The organism is Spirosoma montaniterrae (assembly GCF_001988955.1).
GTDB classification, from domain to species: Bacteria; Bacteroidota; Bacteroidia; order Cytophagales; family Spirosomataceae; genus Spirosoma; species Spirosoma montaniterrae.
Genome location: NZ_CP014263.1, coordinates 877264 through 895586 on the forward strand (window position 1 = coordinate 877264; position 18323 = coordinate 895586).

Consider the following 18323-nt stretch of genomic DNA (forward strand, 5'->3'; position numbering starts at 1 on the left):
AGTTGGTTTATTTCATTTCCTGAAATCCTAAGAATACAATTTTCCACGCGGGCCCCTTCGCGCTCGGAACGCGCTCCAGAATTCGGATTTCGCGCTGTTTACCCAATACGGTCCCGGCTTTGTCGAGTTCTTCCTGCGTGTAGGTAGCCCAGGCAGTCTCGCCCGAAACATGCACGTCGTAGTCTGAGAAGCGCACGGTATTGCCCGACGGCTGGAGGGTTTTGAAGTAACTTTCGCTAAAGGCCCGCAAGTTGTCGCCTTTCAAAAACGGTGCGCCCGTAGGGATCAAATTGGCCTGTTGCCGTTCGATGTACGGCTTTTCCGTCGCCCATTGCGCCATAAGCAGTTCCTGATTGGCTTCGTGAAAAGCGCGCGTTTCGGTATCAATAGCTTTCCGCACAAGGTCTTCTTCGTACTTGTTCTGTCCGTAATCCCAAAGGGCCACGAGCGCGTCGATTTTCCATTGGCCGTTCACCTTCTCCAGCACCCGAATCTCCCGCGATGGCTTGTTGTTTTCTTTGCCATAGAGGTACTGATCGTAAACTACGCGGGCCGCATTGGAGCCGTAGAATTTGAAACTGAAGTTTTCTGTTAGCGGGTTCACCTCGCGGGGCTTGCTGCCGAAGATGTCGGTTAGTTTGGTTGGGCCTACTGCCGTTGCATAGCCCGACCGGGTGTTGTAGGCTCGAAACACGCTGGCAGCATTTGTAAAGCCTGCGTCATAGTCAGCCTGTTTGAGCGCGTAGGCATCTTTGGTTGATTGGTTGAGCAGCGTTCTGATAGCGGCTTCGTCGGCAGCAGTCTGGGCAAACGTAGCGGTGCCAAGCAGCAGACTAAGTAGGATAGTGAATTGTGTTTTCATGGGGAGTGATTGGTTTGTTAACTTAAAAACCTATAAGTTTTCAATGAATCAGGCCCTGACGCATGGCTTCTTTTACCAGCCCCGCCACGCTCCGAACCCCCGCTTTGCGGAAGAGGTTGCGCCGGTGCGTTTCCACCGTTGGCACCGATACGCCCAGCGTGTGGGCAATCTCAGCCGTGGTTTGCTCAGACGCAATCAGGTCGAGAATCTGCTGCTGGCGAAAGGTAAGCGTCATGCGCGGAAGCATTAATCATCCCGACAAAGGTGATTGTCTGTGCGTATTTTTTTCTCACGGTTTTCATGGATTTTGGCTCATGGTTTTCCATGATTTGTTCAGATAATCTTTACATTAGCTTCTGATTTACAGAAAACTGGCAGCTTCGTAAGCTGTCTCAAGTTTTAGCTGATGACCACACCGCGACTACTTGGATTACTGGGCTGGCTATGCGTTCACGCAGCCGCTGCCCAGACGCCCGTGCTGACTCTGACCGATTCGGCCCGGTATGTTAATCTCTGGGGGCAAACCGGCGTTGATTTTTACGTCGATTCGAGTCGTTACCTAACCCGGCAGCAGGTAGAAAGGCGGGCGTTTCGGCCAACGGCGGGGCGCAGTAGCAGTTTCGGCTTCACCAATGCCAGCATCTGGGTACGGTTCCGGCTCCGCGATGCTTCCCCTTTGCCCGTTGCCCGCGTGATTGGTTCGGATTTCAACCTGATCGATACGCTCGATTATTACCTGATTCGCGAAGCTACCGGGCAGGTGATTCATCAGCAAAACGGACGTTTGATTCCGCACCACCAACAGCGCATCGATAGCCACTCGCGCATTTTTCCGCTTCATGTACTGCCCAACGAAACCTACGCGGTCTATTTCCGGGTGGCGGGCCGAAACGCGAAACGGATTGAGCTGACAATCGAAGAAACCTATCAGCATCAGGCTGGTTATCAGCGGGCAACCTGGTTTTGGGCGGGTTATGTCGGCTTTTACCTGACTATGATTTTGGTGCAGGTAATCTTCTTCGCCATGACCCGCAACCGCAATTCGCTCTATTACTTGCTGTATCTGTGCGGATTTTTGCTGGTTGAAGTGTGCCGGGGCAACGGCATGATTGGCGACCGCTACCTATGGCCCGATGCTACCTGGTTTAAAAGCAATAGCCTGCTTATTGGTGTGCCAGTGTCTACGGTGTTAGGTATGTGGTTCTACGCCAACGGCTTGCGGCTCAAACAGTATGTACCCGTGTTGTACCGGGTCTTACAGGTCGATGCCGGGGTAACGCTGCTGCTGGCCGGGTGGGCACTGAGTAAGTCGGCAGATACCAACGTCGTGCAGCATGTGCTATTTACTGCTTTGGCATCTGATCTGCTGGTGCTGGTGGCTTGTTTCTGGGTGTGGCGTAAAGGGTATCAGCCGGCCCGGTTCTACCTGCTCGGTACGCTCTGCTTTTTCGGTAGCATTGTGGTAACGCTGTTCTGGAACCTCGGCCTGTTACCCGATCATTTTATTACGGCGCAGTCGCTCAATATTGGCTGTGTGCTGGAAATGCTATTCTTTACGACTGCCTTAGCCGACGAATACCGCCTGACGCAACGCGAAAAACAACAGGCACAAACCGAACTGATCGATGTCTTGCAAAACCGGAACAACGAGTTGCGGGCAGCTCAGCTACAGGGCCAAACCCTCGAACGGCAGCGCGTAGCCGCCGACCTGCACGATAACCTCGGCAGCACCCTCTCAGCCCTGCACTGGAATCTTCAGGCCATGAACACCAGCCAACTGACTCCTGCCGAACAGGCCGTATATACCGCCATTCGGCAGCAGATCGGGCAGGCATATACCGATGTGCGACTCCTGTCGCACAACCTCTTACCACAGGAACTGGCAAAACAAGGGTTGCCCTCGGCCCTGAAAACACTGGTCGGTAGATTAAACAGAAACACAACCACGCACTTTAACCTGACGGATATTGAGATAGTACCCCGACTCGACCCGCAAACCGAGTTTGAACTCTACAGCATTTGCCTCGAACTGGTCAACAACACCCTCAAACATGCCGGAGCTACCGAAGCAACCATTACCTTCAGCCTGACCGACGACACGCTGCATCTGCACGTTACCGACAATGGTGTGGGCCTGAACGAGCAAACGACCAACGGCTATGGTATGCAGAATATAGCCGCCCGGATAGCGTCTATTGGCGGGCAGTGGTCGGTTGAGTCGGAGCCGGGCGCGGGGGTTCGGCATCAGATTCAGGTGCCAGTTGGGGCACCCGTCGGCAACGGTTAATTTTTAGGATACCAACCCGTATTTCATGGCAAACTTCACCATGCCGACAACGCTTTTGACGCCGAGTTTCTGCATTAGATGTCGGCGATGGGTTTCAACGGTCGGTATGCCGATAAACAGCTTTTCGGCAATCTGGTGAGTGGGATGTTCCTCCGCAATGAGCCGCAACACGTCAACCTCGCGCTCAGTCAGTGTAGCGAGTGGGCCGGAGTCTGTCGATTCGTGTTGCTCAATCTGCACCAACTGTTCAAACACTTCAGGGCTGAAGTAGCGTTGACCGCACATGATGGTGGTAATAGCTTTTTCGAGTTCGTCGCGCCCGGCCCGTTTCAGCACGTAAGCCGTCACGCCTGCCCGCACGGCCTCGCGGATCGTAGACGCGTCTTCGGTCATGGTTAGCAGTAGCACTTTCAGGCCGGGATGTGAATGGCGCAGCCGCAACGTAAGGTCGATGCCCGACAGATGGGGCATGTGCAGGTCACAAACCAGTATGTCGGCTTCTGTTTTTGCCAGCGCGGCAGTAACCAGCCGGCTGTCGTTCAGACCACCAACAACCTCCACGCCCGGCACCGAAGCCAGCAGCGTCTGAAGGCTGTCTAACAATAGTTGGTGGTCATCGACAAGCAATAGGCGAACCGGTTTCATGGTGTGGGATATATCCGAAGCTGGCTAATTCAGAAGCGGAAAGCAATCTACCTAAACGTAGGTGTAAATCAGTCGAATTTTTAGGTAAAGGTGCAAACAGAGAGAGCGAGAAATGAAGCGTGAAAAATGCCGTTGCCGCTCAGCATTCCTCACGCTTCATTTTTTACTCTCCCTTTAGCTACCTAATTGTCTGGCAAAACTGGCGGCATCCCAGTTGATGGTCAGGCTCTGAATCTGATCGGCGTCGTTGAATTTGAAAACAAATACATGGTCGGAGTTGAAGCGCAACCCTTTGTTTGGAATACCCAGAAACTCGTTGGTCTGCGTACCGCCAATGGTCACGTTGGCCGTAACGGTGTCGTCTTCGGTAGTAAGGCTATCGACCGAGTTGCTGATATCGGGGAAGCAATCGATGAGCGAATCCCAGACGGCTTTGCCAAACTCCCAGAATGAACCCTTACCTGCATCGCCCAGGGGCAGAAAATGTACGGTGGCATCGGGTGCGGCCAGCCCAATCATCCGGGCGGTGTCGAGGTCGTCGTAAGCGGTGAAGAAGGCGATACAAGCTCCTTTGCGGCTCATTTCAGATACAGATTCCTGTTGTGCGGTTTGCATGGTTTTGGCGAATTTATTTGGTTGATTAGTCATTTGTTAGTTGCTGGAGAAGGGGCTTTTGCCCACACTTCGCGCAGTTTGCCGTCCCAGCCCTGCTGCACGAATTGCCCGTCTTTTACGGTCGCCCTGAACGTTTCTATGTTACCCCGGCGCGAGCCATCGGTCTGCCACGACCAGAACTCGTTGGTTTCGGTGAGCGTCTTGCCATCGAACTGATACATCGCCCCACCCGCCCCGTCGAATTTCCGGGTTTTGGGGTTGTAGTAGGCGTACACGACCATCGGGTAGCTGAATATCTTCACCACCTCAAAATCCTTGTACGTACCCTCGCCGAAGCGACTTGTCCCGCCCCAGGAACCTTCGCGCATGAACCAGACGCCTTCGAGCGCGTTGTTCTTAAGCGGCTCTTTGGCCGTAATGCGTTCGCAGACTTCGTTGATGGGGTAATCTTTGTACTTATCGGAATTCATTTTGCCGTACTGCTCATACTGCGTCGGACTGACGTTATAGCTGAACGAATAGACCTTGCCCACGGCGGTCGAATCCCACGAATAGTAGCCAACCGTCTCGACGTACTTGCCGTCTTTCAGGGCATACGTACCGCCACAGGCTCCGTCGAACGAGGTTCTGCCTTTGCGTTTGTCGTTGTAATAAGCCGCCAGCCAGTGGCCGTCGCGAAACACTTTGATGATCGTAATGGAGTCGCTGGTTTGCCATTCGGTCATACTGCCGTATTTGTTTTTCGTTTGCCGGAACGCGCCGTTCAATTTGCTGGCCGGCTCGTCAGACTCAAAAACCAGCGCGGGCAGTAGCGTCAGTAAAAGCAGGAATTGCTTCATTGTCGTATTAAAAGAGATGATGATGACGACAAAACTACCGGACTTGACCGACGTAGAATTGTATAAATGCGACATTCAGAGACGAGTCGTTCCTATTGGCTATTTCGGGTTTTTAACCCTTCAATAATGATTACGTTCTTGAACGCCACGTGATTGGCTTTGCGCCAGCGGTTGAGAAACACAAAGAAAGAAAGGAGACCCAGCAAGAGGAACAGTACGGCGTAGTCTTTATCAGGACCATTCACCCGCACTGCCCACACGGCACTACCAAAAGTCCAGACAATCACCATGCTTCTGAAAAACTTGGCCGTAGCGTAATAGTGCTCTACTTCGATGAACATGGCGGGTTCTTCTTTCATCAATCGCCGAAATGCGTACTGATAGGCGTCAATAATCTGGTGTCTAAAACCATCGTATTTAGCGCCAATATCCTCGTTCTTATACTCGACAACCTCTATAATTAAAGCGTGGGTGTCGGCTACGTGCGGAAACAGCCACGTAGTGACCCAGTTCCTGACAGGTTTGCCGGTATCAATTCCCAACACGTACCGTTTTATACGGTCATATATCCCATCGAAGGGCGAACTTACTACGTAGGTTACGTATCCAAAGAAATAAGCCGATCCAAAAAACGCGACACCTTTCGCCCAGGCCTGTTGCAGAAAAGCAGATGTGTGCGTACTCAGGGCTGCAGTGTCGAACAACAGTAAAAAGAATGTCAGGACGGCCCCCGGCAGCAGCACCGCCAGGGTTTCCTGGAGCGAAAGACTAATGGAATCGGGGAAGGGTTTCATGGTTTAGTACGCTTGAAATGTCAAACTAAGTTGCCAGCTTAAGTATTCGCAGACAATCAGTAGGCTCGTGCGGGAAAATAATTGGTTCATTGGTTTGGTCTGTTTTTAAACGATGTTACGAAAAGGATGTAATCGGAAAGCATCTGTTGTAATTCATGGCTTCGCCCGAACGCGCTTCTCCTCAAATTTGTCGCCACCCCAGGCATCGGCGGGCATCTGTTTGCCGCTGCGGTCGAAGACTTTTTTAAAGCCCGCAAACAGGAGTGTATCGCCCCGGAGTTCCCACGTTTGCTCGTCGGCATAATCTACCCAGGTGGTGTCGGAGTAGTACCGGAACGTTTCGCGGTAGCGGTTGCCATCGAGCGTGTACGTACCCGCGCCCGAGCCATGAAAACTACCATCGGGGTCCAGGTGCATGAAGCTGAAAAAGCCATCGTGGAAAATTTTGAGTTGCTGGGGCCGCTTCGGGTTCACCAGTTTTCCATCGACCCGATTTTCGACCAGTTCCCAGGCTCCGTCGATAGGTGAGCGGGCCGTAGCCTCAGCAGCCGGTGTGGCTGGTTTGCCTGTGTTCTGGCAAGCTGCATTGAGCAACAGCGCAGCCGCACATAAATAGTTGATATACATCGTGTTTATTGGTTGAAAAGCGTTCCGAAAATCTATCTGTACCTAAGCAGACTCGCTTGGGCAAATGCGACATTTACTCAACAGTTACAGGGGCCGTTGTATCGTAGCTCATCGGCTGCTGAGGTCGGCGAAGGAAGACCCAGCAGCAATCGGTCGAAGGCGTGTGCCAACTGGTCGTAGCCGTAACCGCTGATGGTTTCGGTGAGTCCCACCACTTCTACGCCCGGAATCAGGCTGGCCGCGCTGATCCGTGCACCCGACGGAGTGGGTGCCAAAACGGGTTCCTGCGGCTGGCAGGCCAGCAACCCGCCGAGCAGCAGTACCGTAACGAGCGAAAGGTGGGTAATCGAGAAATTAGTCATAGCAGTGAACGGTTTAATTAGCGAATGATGGGGTAATAGGTTGCGCTGAATTATACAGGACACGTTCGTTGAAGGCTCATTCAAAGCAGCAACAACCCAACGGCCCCGGCCACTATAGCCAGCAGCGATAGAATGAGCCAAAATAGGGGCGGTATGTACCTGACCCGGCGCATGACAGCGGATGTTTAGAAACGTTCTGAGGACATTGTCAGGGTTTCTGGTCAAATTCGAGTACTACGTGGTCGTATCCTTTCATCTTTTGACGAACAAGCTGTACCAATGGGCGGATAAGATAGGTGCGAATGGTGTGCCATTCGTGGATAGCTCCCCGCTCGTCGCGGCCAATGCGCCTTCTTTTTCGTTCGGGATGCCGCTCGAAAAAAACGTGGTCGGTCAGGTAATTTTCATCAGTTTCTCCATCATTGATTAACTCATACACCGATTTGGGAAGCCAGACATTAACAATGGCATGAACCTTTACAGGCCCCAGGGATAGTGTTAAGTCAGATTCGTGTAGTGTGGTCATCTCTTTGTGCAATAGGTTTCGTTCCATGACAGTGGTGTTTATCGGATGGCTAAGAACACGTTTTTGGGGTTAGTTAGCCGATACGAGGGCTGTGGCGCGTTCGGGCAGGGATGCGTAGGCATTTCGGTAGCCTTCTACCCAGCCTTCTACGTCATCGAGCCAAAGGTCGAGCGTGCCACCCACAGCCACCGTCGAAAACTGCGACAGGTCGGCGGTTTCGATGTCGGTCAGCAACCGGTAGCCATACGAAGCGCAGTTGTCGTGGATGATGAAACGGTTGGTTTCGTTCAGCGTTACGGGTCGGCCCGTCACCAGCAGGTCATAAGCCGCCGGAATAAACTCTTCGGGACGCTCGTACTGGTCGGGGATACCAATTTCTTTCCGAACACTGTTGAGCAAACAGAGCGTCATATGTACGGTGGCAATCCCCAGAAAGGTGTTGATCTGATTGCGCCCGTACTGAAACGGCTCAAACTGCTGCTTCAGCACATTGATGGTGTCGCGAATGGACGTTTGCGTAGCCACCGACGACCGAAACTCTGCCGCGTTGTTGATGGCCCTCGACAATTGCTTGGTTTTGTAATACTCCAGCATGTAGTCGATGAGCTTGTTAAACGATTGCATAAAGCCCTCGTTGCGCTCGGTTTTGGCATTCACCGTGTTATCCAGACTCACGCCTAACACGCGCTGGTAGGTACAAACCCGGTCGCGCAGGTTCGAGGAAATGCCCAGCCGGTGTAACGTACAAACGGCGTCCATCAGCACCGAATAGCTGTTGGCGTTGCCGTTTTTGTCGCGCCGACTGCCAGAGAGCGTGTATTTTCCGGTGTAATTATAGTCGTCCATGAGCGCACCCAGAATCTTGAAAATGCCCATGCGTTCGTAGTAGTAGAGCCACAGCACCGCGCCCACGGTCAGGCCCTGGGTAGCGAAGGCAAAGAAGGCGCGGCTGATGGGGTTGCCGTCTTTGTCTTTGGCCTTGATGAGTCGGTCGTCGGGCAATGAGAACAACCGTTCATAGTGAAACAACGGCAGGCAAAACTCCGTTGGGTCGCGGTCGAAACAGGCGTCGGCTCGGGCGGTCCGCCCGGTGGTTAGGGCGTTGAGTTGGTCAGATGCCGAATCAGAAGCCGTTTGGGCGGCTTCGAGGCTGGTTTTGGTCTGGATGTTGGGCGCCTGTTCAAACTGTTTCTGCGCTCGTTTGAGGGCGTTTTCGGTGTTCGCGAAAACAACCCGTGCTTTCACAACGGCGTTGTCGTAGCTCGTTTTTTTCTGGCTGTAATCGTCGTCACTGGCTTTCCATTCACTTTGGGCCAGCGCAAACTTCTTTACTTTATCGGCCAGCGTGGCCAATGGGCTGGTCAGTTGTTCCTTTTTCAGCGTTTTTGTTTTGGCGTCGAATGCTTTCCATTTGCTGTCGAGGTCGGTATTGCTGAATAAGGCTTCGCGCAGTTCGCGTTGTTCGGCATACTCGGCTATCTCTACCTCATTGATGCGGAACTCCATAAGTTGCCAGGCTTCAACCAACTCCTGACGGGCCTTATCTAAGACCAGCGTTTTACTGCGAAGGTCGGTGTCGGCTTGCTGTAGTTTGGTTTTCTCGTCGGCAAAATCGCGACCTTTCGAGGTGGCGGGGCCGTTGGCGCAGTCGCAAATAAACTTTGCCAGCGTCAGGGCGTAGTTTCGGTTCAGGAAGTTGGGCAGGGCCGACGGGCCGGGGTATTGCGTGTCGAAATAGCCGGACTCGACCAGACTCAGGGTTTCGTTGTATTGATTGCGGAGGTGAAACGTTTTGATGGCCTTCCAGTCGAAGGTGTTGGTTGGATTCACGAATAGCGTTGCCATGGGCGTAAACGGGTTTAGGTGATTGCTACAGGTTTGTGAGCCATTCAGTCATGGCGGTATCTAACGTGCGGAGGCTGGTTTGCCGGCTTTCGCGCATCAGCCGAAACACGGCCAACTGAACGCCAATAGGTTGCTGCCGAAAGCTGGTTGTACGAATGGCGGCTTCGTTTGCGAGTCGTTTCAGGACCGTCGGCGACAGGTCTTCGAGCGAGAACAATCCGCTGATGGGCTTATGGTCAAACTTTGTAAACCGGGTTTCGCAGAAAATGCGGGCCACCACCGGCAAAAATCGTTCGAGCGTTTGGTAGGCTTCCTGCATCCGGGCCGGGAGCCGCGTCAGCGGGTAATTTTGCTTCCAGTTCTGCTCCCACTCGTCCCAGTCGCCCCGCCCCCAAATGTGCCGACACCAGGCCACCGATACCAGAAAACGCAGGTAGCCGGGCGGGTGGGTCAGACGAGTGGTGAGGTAGGTAGCCTGTTCATGGCTCAGAAACAATACGTCGCGCAGGCTGCACGTCTGGGCCATACCCGTCAGGCAGAACGCCCAGAAGTCGGGGCCTAACTCGCGCACCCAGTTGGCAAATAACGCCCGCACAAATGCAGGTGCGCCCGCCTTGCCCAACTGCTCATCGAACAGTCGCCGAAGCAACGGCACCATATTCAGTTTCATCAGCGTCTGATGCCCCACTTCGTGATAAACCGAGATGAGGTTGTATTTCTCAACCAATCGTGAATACGGCACGGCAATGAACTGCATGGGGTTGGGCGTATTGGCCAGTAGCGGTACGCCTTCGCGGCAGGTACTGGCCCCGAACCCCCGGTCGCAGTACACCACCGGTGGAATGGTGATGTCGGCTAAAAAGCCGCGACGGGTGCCGTCGAGCGCAATGGCGTCGCAGCCTTTCAGCAAACTGCCAATGGGCTGGCTTAGTCGCTGCGTCAGCACGTCCATATACGTATCGTAGAATGTAAACGACTGCGTGATGTCCATCTCCAGTTCGCCTAAAGCTTGCACCAAACGAACCCGCACATCGGGCCGATTCTGGTCCGACATAAACTGATCGGCATAGCTTTTTAACTTGGTGGTCAACTGGTTGGCCGTACTGTTGAGTTGACTTTCCAGGGCTTCCCACTGTTCGGGTTTCAGGTCGCGTTCGGGGGGCAGGCTAATATCCCGGCGCAGTTCGGTCAGGGCGTTGGCCCGTAGCCGCAGCGACTCGATTTTGTTCAGAAAAAACACCGGCGGCTTCATACCGAGGGTGCGTCAGAAATAAATTGTAACCCGGTCGTTACGCACCACCACGGTTGCGCCTGCCGGCACTGGAATATCGCGCCGACGTTTGCCTTTCCAGGTTGAACCACCCTGCGACCGGGCCACGCTCAACGCCTGTCGGCTCAGACTGTTCAGTTGTGCGTTGAGGTCGCCAGGGCGTAGGTTGCCGAGATTTTGTGCGAGGTGCTGATAGGCGGTTTTGGCGGTTTGTACGGCCTGTCGAGCCTGTTGGCGGGCCACTGGGGCCGTATCGGTTTCTCGGTTGAGCAGTTGGCCCGCAATGGCCCCGCCAATGCCCGGTGCTACGGCGTTGGCTGCAAATGACAACCCTTTTTTGAACAGGTCGGATTTGAGCAGCCCGCGCAGGTTGCCGCCCGCCAGTTGGGCCAGCGATTGCAGCGTATTTTTGGGCAGATAGCGGCTTGCTATCGACTTCAGTTTGCCCAGATTGCGCTGCGCGAATTTTTTCAGACCATTAAAAAAATACTCGGTCTCCATTTCGTGCAGTACCCGGTCAATTTCCTGCTCCATTTCGAAACTACTTTCGTACTCATTGTTGAAAGCCGCGTAGAGCCGGTCTTCATACTCCTGTTCGCGGGAGTCGAACTCATTCAGCCAGTTTTCATTGTCCGGGTTACTCCATTCTGCCGACGTTTTGGAATCGGTTTCCAGTTCAAATTCATCATTTATTTCAAAAGCCGAACCGCTGTCCGTTTCAGTCTCGAAAGCGGTGTCGGTTCCAAACTCCTGCTCAAATTCGCTCAGGTAGTCGTTCTGATACGTTGCCATGTGTGTACGGGTTTAGTAACCCGACAAAATTCCTGTAGAACAGGGCGGCAATCCATACCATAATCTTGGTATTTTGCCACGTAGTATTACGTAGCGAGCGGCACCGAAACGGTGGCCGAGGTACCCGCACCGGGCGAGGAAGTAATGTGGCAGTTGCCTTTGAGCAACTCGACGCGCTGCCGGATGTTCAACAGGCCATTGCCGCCCGATGCGCCGTTTGGCCGGGTAGCGTCGAAGCCCCGGCCATTGTCGTGGTAGTCAACGTAAAGCTGGTCGGGAGTGGTGCGGAGGGTGAGCATAGCTTCGGTGGCCTGCGCGTGTTTGAGGGTGTTTTGCAGCAGTTCCTGCACCACCCGGAATAGGTTGATCTCAACGGCTTCAGGCAGCGTGTCGGGCAGGTTCTGCGCCTGATACGTCACCCGTAGCTGCCGACTCTCGTTGAGCAACTGCACCATGTCGGCAATGGTCTGGGCCAGGCCCTGCTCGTGCAGGTGGCGCGGGTGCATGTCGTGGACCAGCGAGCGCACGTCGCTGACCGAACTGCTCAACACCATCAGCGACCGGTCCCGAATGGCCTCGACCGACATACCGGGGCTGCCCAGCGCACTCAGGTACAGCTTCAGCACCGACAGATTGGCCCCGATGCCATCGTGCAGTTCTTTGGCAAATCGCTGTCGTTCGAGCTCCTGCGTCCGAACCGTTACAGTCAGTTCGTTGGCCTGCCGCTGCTGAAGGGCATAGATACGGTAGCGGTACAGGCCGTACATGCCGCCCATGAGCAACAGCAGCAGCAGCAGCCGAAACCACCACGTACCCCAGAAAGGCGGCTCGATGACAAGCACCATCGATGCCCCCCGGTTATTCCAGATACCATCGTCGTTGCTGCCTTTTACCCGAAACACGTAGTCGCCCGGCGGCAGGTTGGTGTAGTTAGCCGTGCGCCGATGCCCGGCCTGTACCCAGCCGGGGTCGATGCCAGCCAGTTGGTACTGGAACTGGTTTTTGGTGCTGTTCGAGAAATTCAGTGCCGTAAATGCAAACTGCACAAAGTTCTGACGCGGGCCAAGCGTTAGCTGCTGTCGGTTCGGATTGTAAGCACTGTCGAAAACCGACACCGCCGTTATTTTTACGGGTGGCACAAACCGGTTCGGCCTAAACTGATCGGGCCGGAAGTAGGTAATGCCGTTGACGCCCCCAAAAAACAGCGTACCATCGGTATGCTTGTAGCAGACGTTGGTGTTGAACTCGTTGCTTTGCAGCCCGTCGGTCACATCATAGTTTTTTACAACTCGTCCGAGCCTGGGCGAAAAGCGCGTCAGCCCCTGATTGCTGCTCAACCACAAATCGCCCTGATTATCGCTGAGTATGCCGTAAATTACCTCATTGGGCAGGCCGTTGGCCTGTGTATAATGCCGTACTACCCGGCCAGCCCGCAGGTCAAGCTGATACAGGCCGCAGTCGGTACCTACCCACAGTATCGAGCCGGTTTGCAGCAGGCCCCGGACGTTAGCGCACGATAGCCCATTTTTATCGGTAAACGATACGGTCGTTCGGCGAGTCAGATCGTAGCCAATCAACCCGTTTCCCAGTGTGCCGAGCCAGACCATCGTGCGAACAGGCTGGTAGATAAGCCGGGTGTTATAAGCAGAAACGGCTTGCAGGGCGGGCAGGTCGTGCCAGGTTTTCCATTGTCTGGTCCGCAGACCGAAACGGGTCAGACCCCCTTGCCCGGCTATCCAAAGCTCTGCCGAATGGCCCGTTGAATCGGTCAGGGCCAGTGCGCCGTAGGTGTACAGTTGCGTGCGGATGCCCGTAGCCGGATATACCCGCGCCCTGCGCCGAACAGGGTCGTACTGCGCTACCTCGCGCCAGTTGGCAAACCACAACTGCCCGTCCGAATCGGCGGTTATAACACGGGTTTCGTTGTTCATGGCACTAACCGACTTCGGTACCAGCCGGGCCAGCGAGGTCATGCGTCCGGTGGTGGTCGAATACTGGGCCGCCCCGCCTGTTTCGGTGCCGATGTAAAGATTGTCGCCCTGCCCGAATATTCGGAAAATCATGTTATCGGGCAGGGTAGCTTCGGGAGCCTCGTCGTTTTGCTGAATCAGTCCGAACGGAAATCGTTGCGGGTCGTATTTGTCGATGCCCTGGCTACTGCTGCCCACCCACACAATGCCCTGATGGTCCTGATATAACTGCCAGACAAAATCTTCGGCCAAACTGCGCCGACTATACCGCGAATGCCGGACGTATTGAAACTGTTGCGTGCCGGGGTGATAGATGCACAGCCCGCCCGTGCGGGTTCCGAGCCAGACCCGCCCGGCCCGGTCGCACATACCCGTCGTTACGTCGTTGCCGGTCAGGTAGGGCGTCGTGCGGGTCGAAAACTGGGTTGCCATACCCGTTGGCCCTATTCGGAACGCACCAGCTTCTGAGGTAGTAACCCACAAATGCGCCTGTTTATCGGAGAATACGGTTCGGATGAGCGAGTTCGTGTGCAGTTTCTGCCGAATCTGTGCGGACCTGAACGTGCCACTCCGCTCGTCGTATCGAAACAACTCGTTCAGCATGACCACCCAAACCTCGCCCGATGGTTTTACGCAGCCCGATACTAAGGTGTTGTCGTTGGCGAAAAACGGACGCACAGTCCGGCGGGCCGGGTCGAAGCAAAACAATCCCAGCGAGGTGGTGATAATCCAGATGCGGCCCCGCTTGTCTTCAAACAATTTGTGAATAGCCGCCCGCTCAATCAGGTGGTGCAGCCTAAACGCTTCGAAAAACGATTGAAACGTACCATCGCGTCGGTCGTAGATATTGATGCCACTGCCCGTACCAACCCACAGCCGCCCCCGCGAATCGGCCAGCAGCGTCTGAATCAGGTTATTGTTGAGCGAATGCGGCCCGGCTTTACGAAATACGTCGAAGGTGAGACCATCGAAACGATTTAGACCGTCCTGCGTGGCAAACCACATAAATCCATCGTAGCTGACCATGTCGTTGATGGTTCCCTGCGACAGTCCTTCGCTTTGGCCGTAATGCTCAAACTGCATCGGCTCGGGCGCGTTAAATGGCCCGGCCCTGTTTGACTGGGCCGATAGCGGCAATGAATGGAGTAGCGATAACAGAACCAGTAGGCAACGTACCATAGGCAATCAAAGCAGACAGTTTTGCCGGGCTACGCGGGTTAGTTCGATGTTGGTGTGCACACCCAGCTTACGGTAAATATTTTTGCGGTGCGTTTCTACCGTGCGGGGGCTGATGCACAGCCGGTCGGCAATCTGTTTGCCACTCGCACCCCCGGCAATTAAGCGTACTACGTCGGCTTCACGTTCGGATAATCCGCTGCTGTCGAGCGCGTTTCGGCTGGCGTGTCGCTGTTCAAAGTACGTAGCAGGCAGGTAAGTCTGGCCCGCACTGACCGTTCGCAGGGCCGTTAGCAATTCGTCGTAGTCGGCACTTTTGATGCAGTAACCCGTGGCTCCGGCAGTCAGCATACGGTCCATCGAATGCGTATCGCTCAACATCGATAGGGCCAGAATAGGCAGCGTCGGATATAACCGCCGAACCGTCTGCGCCAGATCGAAACCCGATACGTCGGGCAGATCGATGTCCAGCACCAGCAGATCGACCGGTTGCCGAACCAGTGTATAGAGCAGGTCGCGTCCACTCCACAGTACCGAGGTAACAGTGTAGTCGGTGGTTTGGTCGAGCATGAACCGGAGTCCTTCCGAAAACAAACGATGGTCGTCAACAATCAACAGTCTCTTCATAGCATAGGTGTGGGTTAGAGGTACTGACTCAACTCGGTGTTGTCCTTCAAGTAGAGCGTTGGTCGCTTGCCGGTAAATTGCGTGAACTCGCGGATAAAATGCGACTGGTCGTAATAACCGGCCTGAAAAATAAAATCCTGCCAGTCGGCCACTTGCCAGTGTTGTTGCGCCAGCAACGAACATAAATACCCTATGCGCCGAATGCGGGCGTAATACTTCGGACTAACACCCACTTTTTGCAGAAACTGCCGCTCAAATTGCCGTCGACAAACGTATAAGTCGTCGAGTAATTCATTGACGGTCAGCATGCCATACTTGTCAACAATCAGGTTGGCGGCATAATCGGTGCGGTCGAAGCTATCGCCCCGGCGCAGCAGTTGCCGGTTCAGAAACTGTTCGAGGAGGGTCACGCGCCCGGCCACCGACGGGCTTTCGCAGATTTGTTCGTGCAGATCGGTGAGCGATGCACCCAGCACGTCGGGCAGGGCCACGCGCTCGTCGGTAAATTCGTACATGGGCAGGCCGAAGAGCGTACTCAAGCCAGCGGGCCGAAACACGATTCCCACCATGCCAATGCGTCCGTTTAGTTCGAGTTCGTATTGCCGGGTGGCCTGCCCGGTCAGAAACGAAGCGGGTGCAAGGGTAGTGTGCTTTTCGGTCTGAACGTAGTACGGATCGCCGTAAGAAAATACCATCGAGGCAAACCCGGTTGGGGGCGATTCGATACGAAGCGGCTGCGCCAATGCATCAGCTTTTTCCCACGCAAAATAGCACTCCACATACGGAGCGAGGTGCGCAGCAGGCTTGATCTTCTGGTAACGCATACGACAAATCAGCTATAAAGTGGCAAACCGCTAACGGATTGGTTGGGTAATTTGTCGAAATAAACGTACTGATGAATAACAGACCGGCGTACTTTTATCAATCGGTAAAGCTGCGTAGGATGCTCAGAAATCTAATTGGATTCTAACGTAACACAACTAATTTATTCTTTATATTTACGGTTACTTACCGGTCATAAATAGATCAGAGTAAGCGGGTTATGAAAACACGTTTTCCTATAAAGCTCTATGCATTGGCCGGACTTACAGCAGCCCTGCTGTCGGCGTGTGCGCCCACCGTCACAACGTACCGGCTCGAACCTGTTTCGGGCGATGTGGCAACTATCGACGGGCGGGCCGTTACCAAAGCCGAACAGAATGGGGTAGGCGTGGTGGCGTCGTTCGAGCGCGAAGATTTGGATTATGTGGCTTTCGACGTTGAAATCAAAAACAAAACCGACCAGCCCATTGAAGTCAATCCTGCCGACTTTCGGTTTGCGGCCCTCGGTGCTGCTCAGGACACACTGACCGACCCGAACAACGCCAACCAACTTATTAGCCGCGCAGCCGCCGACCCAACGTATGAAGCCGGGCGTATGAATCTGAAACGCAAACAGGAAGAAAAACGGCTAAAACGCGCCAAAATCATGAATACGGTGTTGATGGTGGCCCTGATTGCATCAGACGTTTCATCGTCGGGCCAGAGCCGCTCACCCCGCGAATGGATCAATAATCGGGTTACGCACGATGTTGGGTATCAGGCGTTAGCCGTTAAGCGGGCTGTCGATCATGGCACCTTTGCCAACCGGATGCAGCGGTACGACTACGAAGAATACCGCTGGCGCGAACTGGCTCTAAGAACCAATATCGTTCAGCCGGGGCAGTCTGTGAGGGGATTCGTGTATCTGCCCAAGGTGCAGAACGCCAACTATTTAGCTATTAATTATTCCGTTGCCGAGCAGGCTACTGTGCCGCTGTTGTTCAAACAGGAGCTGGTACAGGAAAAACGACGGCGGTAAACATTACCATTCGTCTTCCTCAAATGCCCGTTGCGCCCGTTGCAATTCGAGCAGCGTTTTGGCATTGTTCTGCGCCTTTGCCAAAGCAATTCCTTTCGCATACAAAGCAGCCGCCCGGTCGCGTTCGTCCAATTCCGCATACAACGCAGCCGCATGGTAATAGGTTGGTAAATAATCGGGATGCTCGCTCAACAACTGGTCGAAATAGGACCGGGCCTGTTCGGGCTGGGTGTTTACGTATTCTATCGCCAGCGCGTAAACATTGAACGGCTCATTGGGTTCTTCCTGTACAAATCGAATTAATTGTTGGATACGGTCGTTATTCATTCAAGTAAAAAATTAGTATGCGTGCATACTATCTGTGTCAACAGTTAGTACATTTGCCCAAAATTAAACCACAAAGCCCATGAAAATTTTAGTGTGTGTGACGAGTGTGCCCGACACCACCACCAAAATTGCCTTCACGGACAATAACACAAAGCTAAACAAAGCAGGTGTTGCGTTCATTACCGGACCTTACGACGACTACGCTCTGGCGCGGGCCGTTGAACTGAAAGAAAAACTTGGTGCCAGCGTAACGGTGCTGAATGTTGGCGAAGCCGACGCCGAGCCGGTGATTCGCAAGTGCCTCGCCATTGGTGCCGACGATGCCTTCCGGGTCAACGCCGAACCCACCGACTCGTATTTCGTGGCCGAGCAGATTGCCGCTATCGCCAAAGAAAACAACTACGACCTTATTCTGATGGGTCGTGAATCAATTGACTACAACGGCGGTCAGGTTCATGGCATCGTAGGCGAAATGCTGGGCATCCCGTCGATTTCGCCCGTAATGTTGCTGGATATTGAGGGCGATGTGGCTAAAATCACTCGTGAAATCGAAGGCGGTAAAGAAGAACTGGAAGCCAAACTGCCGTTGGTGCTGGGTTGCCAGGAGCCGATTGCCGAGTGGAAAATTCCGAACATGCGCGGCATCATGACTGCCCGTACCAAGCCGCTCAGAGTGGTTGAGCCGGTCGGCACCGATAAGCTGACTGCCGTTGGTAGTTATGAACTGCCCGCCCCACGCGGAGCTGTGAAGATGATTAAGGCCGACGAAGCCGAAACGCTCATCCAACTCCTCCGCACCGAAGCTAAAGTCATTTAACTAAGTTGTAAAGTTGTATAGTCATAAAGTTGTAGAGTTGCTCTGCCTACGACAAACAAGACCGGGCGACCGCAAACTTTACAACTATACAACCCTATAACT

19 protein-coding genes are annotated in these 18323 nt (G+C 54.0%); 3 read left to right on the forward strand and 16 right to left on the reverse strand.

The genetic code is table 11. The annotated features are described in order from the left end of the window. Positions 1 to 7: 7 nt before the first annotated feature. A complete protein-coding gene (locus AWR27_RS03740) occupies positions 8 to 862 on the reverse strand; it encodes a Cif family virulence factor (protein WP_077129966.1) in 855 nt (284 codons plus the stop codon). A gap of 40 nt (positions 863 to 902) precedes the next feature. Next, entirely contained in the window at positions 903 to 1097 is a 195-nt protein-coding gene (locus AWR27_RS03745) for a response regulator transcription factor (RefSeq protein ID WP_077133781.1), read from the reverse strand. A gap of 171 nt (positions 1098 to 1268) precedes the next feature. Between AWR27_RS03745 and AWR27_RS03750 the strand changes: the two genes are divergently transcribed. Then, positions 1269 to 3149: a sensor histidine kinase gene (locus tag AWR27_RS03750; RefSeq protein ID WP_077129967.1), complete on the forward strand. Its 1881-nt coding sequence runs from the start codon at positions 1269 to 1271 to the stop codon at positions 3147 to 3149. A 3-nt stretch (positions 3150 to 3152) separates the two neighbouring features. Here AWR27_RS03750 and AWR27_RS03755 read toward each other — a convergent pair whose 3' ends face one another. The 13 genes from AWR27_RS03755 to AWR27_RS03815 all read right to left on the reverse strand — a co-directional run bounded on the left by AWR27_RS03755 (position 3153) and on the right by AWR27_RS03815 (position 16061). Continuing rightward, on the reverse strand, positions 3153 to 3794 hold the full coding sequence (locus AWR27_RS03755; protein WP_077129968.1) for a response regulator: 642 nt from the start codon (positions 3792 to 3794) through the stop codon (positions 3153 to 3155). Positions 3795 to 3968: 174 nt separating this feature from the next. Continuing rightward, positions 3969 to 4409 (reverse strand): ester cyclase, encoded by a 441-nt coding sequence (locus tag AWR27_RS03760; RefSeq protein WP_077133782.1) that lies wholly within the window; start codon positions 4407 to 4409, stop codon positions 3969 to 3971. Between the two features lie 29 nt (positions 4410 to 4438). Beyond that, positions 4439 to 5248: a hypothetical protein gene (locus AWR27_RS03765; protein ID WP_157579125.1), complete on the reverse strand. Its 810-nt coding sequence runs from the start codon at positions 5246 to 5248 to the stop codon at positions 4439 to 4441. 92 nt (positions 5249 to 5340) lie between these two features. After that, entirely contained in the window at positions 5341 to 6042 is a 702-nt protein-coding gene (locus AWR27_RS03770; RefSeq protein ID WP_077129970.1) for a hypothetical protein, read from the reverse strand. Between the two features lie 153 nt (positions 6043 to 6195). Next, positions 6196 to 6669: an META domain-containing protein gene (locus AWR27_RS03775; protein WP_077129971.1), complete on the reverse strand. Its 474-nt coding sequence runs from the start codon at positions 6667 to 6669 to the stop codon at positions 6196 to 6198. 77 nt (positions 6670 to 6746) lie between these two features. Then, a complete protein-coding gene (locus AWR27_RS03780) occupies positions 6747 to 7031 on the reverse strand; it encodes a hypothetical protein (RefSeq protein ID WP_077129972.1) in 285 nt (94 codons plus the stop codon). Positions 7032 to 7239: 208 nt separating this feature from the next. Next, positions 7240 to 7584, reverse strand: a complete 345-nt coding sequence (locus AWR27_RS03785; RefSeq protein WP_077129973.1) for a hypothetical protein — start codon at positions 7582 to 7584, stop codon at positions 7240 to 7242. 42 nt (positions 7585 to 7626) lie between these two features. After that, positions 7627 to 9402, reverse strand: a complete 1776-nt coding sequence (locus AWR27_RS03790; protein ID WP_077129974.1) for a hypothetical protein — start codon at positions 9400 to 9402, stop codon at positions 7627 to 7629. 25 nt (positions 9403 to 9427) lie between these two features. After that, entirely contained in the window at positions 9428 to 10654 is a 1227-nt protein-coding gene (locus tag AWR27_RS03795; RefSeq protein WP_077129975.1) for a hypothetical protein, read from the reverse strand. Between the two features lie 12 nt (positions 10655 to 10666). Beyond that, positions 10667 to 11464 carry a hypothetical protein gene (locus AWR27_RS03800; protein ID WP_077129976.1) on the reverse strand — a complete coding sequence of 266 codons (798 nt, stop codon included), beginning with the start codon at positions 11462 to 11464 and terminating at the stop codon, positions 10667 to 10669. 86 nt (positions 11465 to 11550) lie between these two features. After that, the gene (locus tag AWR27_RS03805; RefSeq protein ID WP_083732741.1) at positions 11551 to 14613 is read right to left on the reverse strand and encodes a sensor histidine kinase; all 3063 of its coding nucleotides are present in this window, start codon (positions 14611 to 14613) and stop codon (positions 11551 to 11553) included. A 6-nt stretch (positions 14614 to 14619) separates the two neighbouring features. After that, entirely contained in the window at positions 14620 to 15237 is a 618-nt protein-coding gene (locus tag AWR27_RS03810) for a response regulator (protein WP_077129978.1), read from the reverse strand. 14 nt (positions 15238 to 15251) lie between these two features. Beyond that, positions 15252 to 16061: a DUF6597 domain-containing transcriptional factor gene (locus AWR27_RS03815; protein ID WP_077129979.1), complete on the reverse strand. Its 810-nt coding sequence runs from the start codon at positions 16059 to 16061 to the stop codon at positions 15252 to 15254. 218 nt (positions 16062 to 16279) lie between these two features. Here AWR27_RS03815 and AWR27_RS03820 point away from each other — a divergent pair, with 218 nt between their 5' ends. Further along, a complete protein-coding gene (locus AWR27_RS03820; RefSeq protein WP_077129980.1) occupies positions 16280 to 17077 on the forward strand; it encodes a hypothetical protein in 798 nt (265 codons plus the stop codon). A gap of 3 nt (positions 17078 to 17080) precedes the next feature. On the opposite strand, the gene AWR27_RS03825 is transcribed toward AWR27_RS03820, so the two are convergent. After that, entirely contained in the window at positions 17081 to 17404 is a 324-nt protein-coding gene (locus AWR27_RS03825; protein ID WP_077129981.1) for an enzyme of heme biosynthesis, read from the reverse strand. 79 nt (positions 17405 to 17483) lie between these two features. Here AWR27_RS03825 and AWR27_RS03830 point away from each other — a divergent pair, with 79 nt between their 5' ends. After that, positions 17484 to 18221 (forward strand): electron transfer flavoprotein subunit beta/FixA family protein, encoded by a 738-nt coding sequence (locus AWR27_RS03830; RefSeq protein WP_077129982.1) that lies wholly within the window; start codon positions 17484 to 17486, stop codon positions 18219 to 18221. Positions 18222 to 18323: the final 102 nt, after the last annotated feature.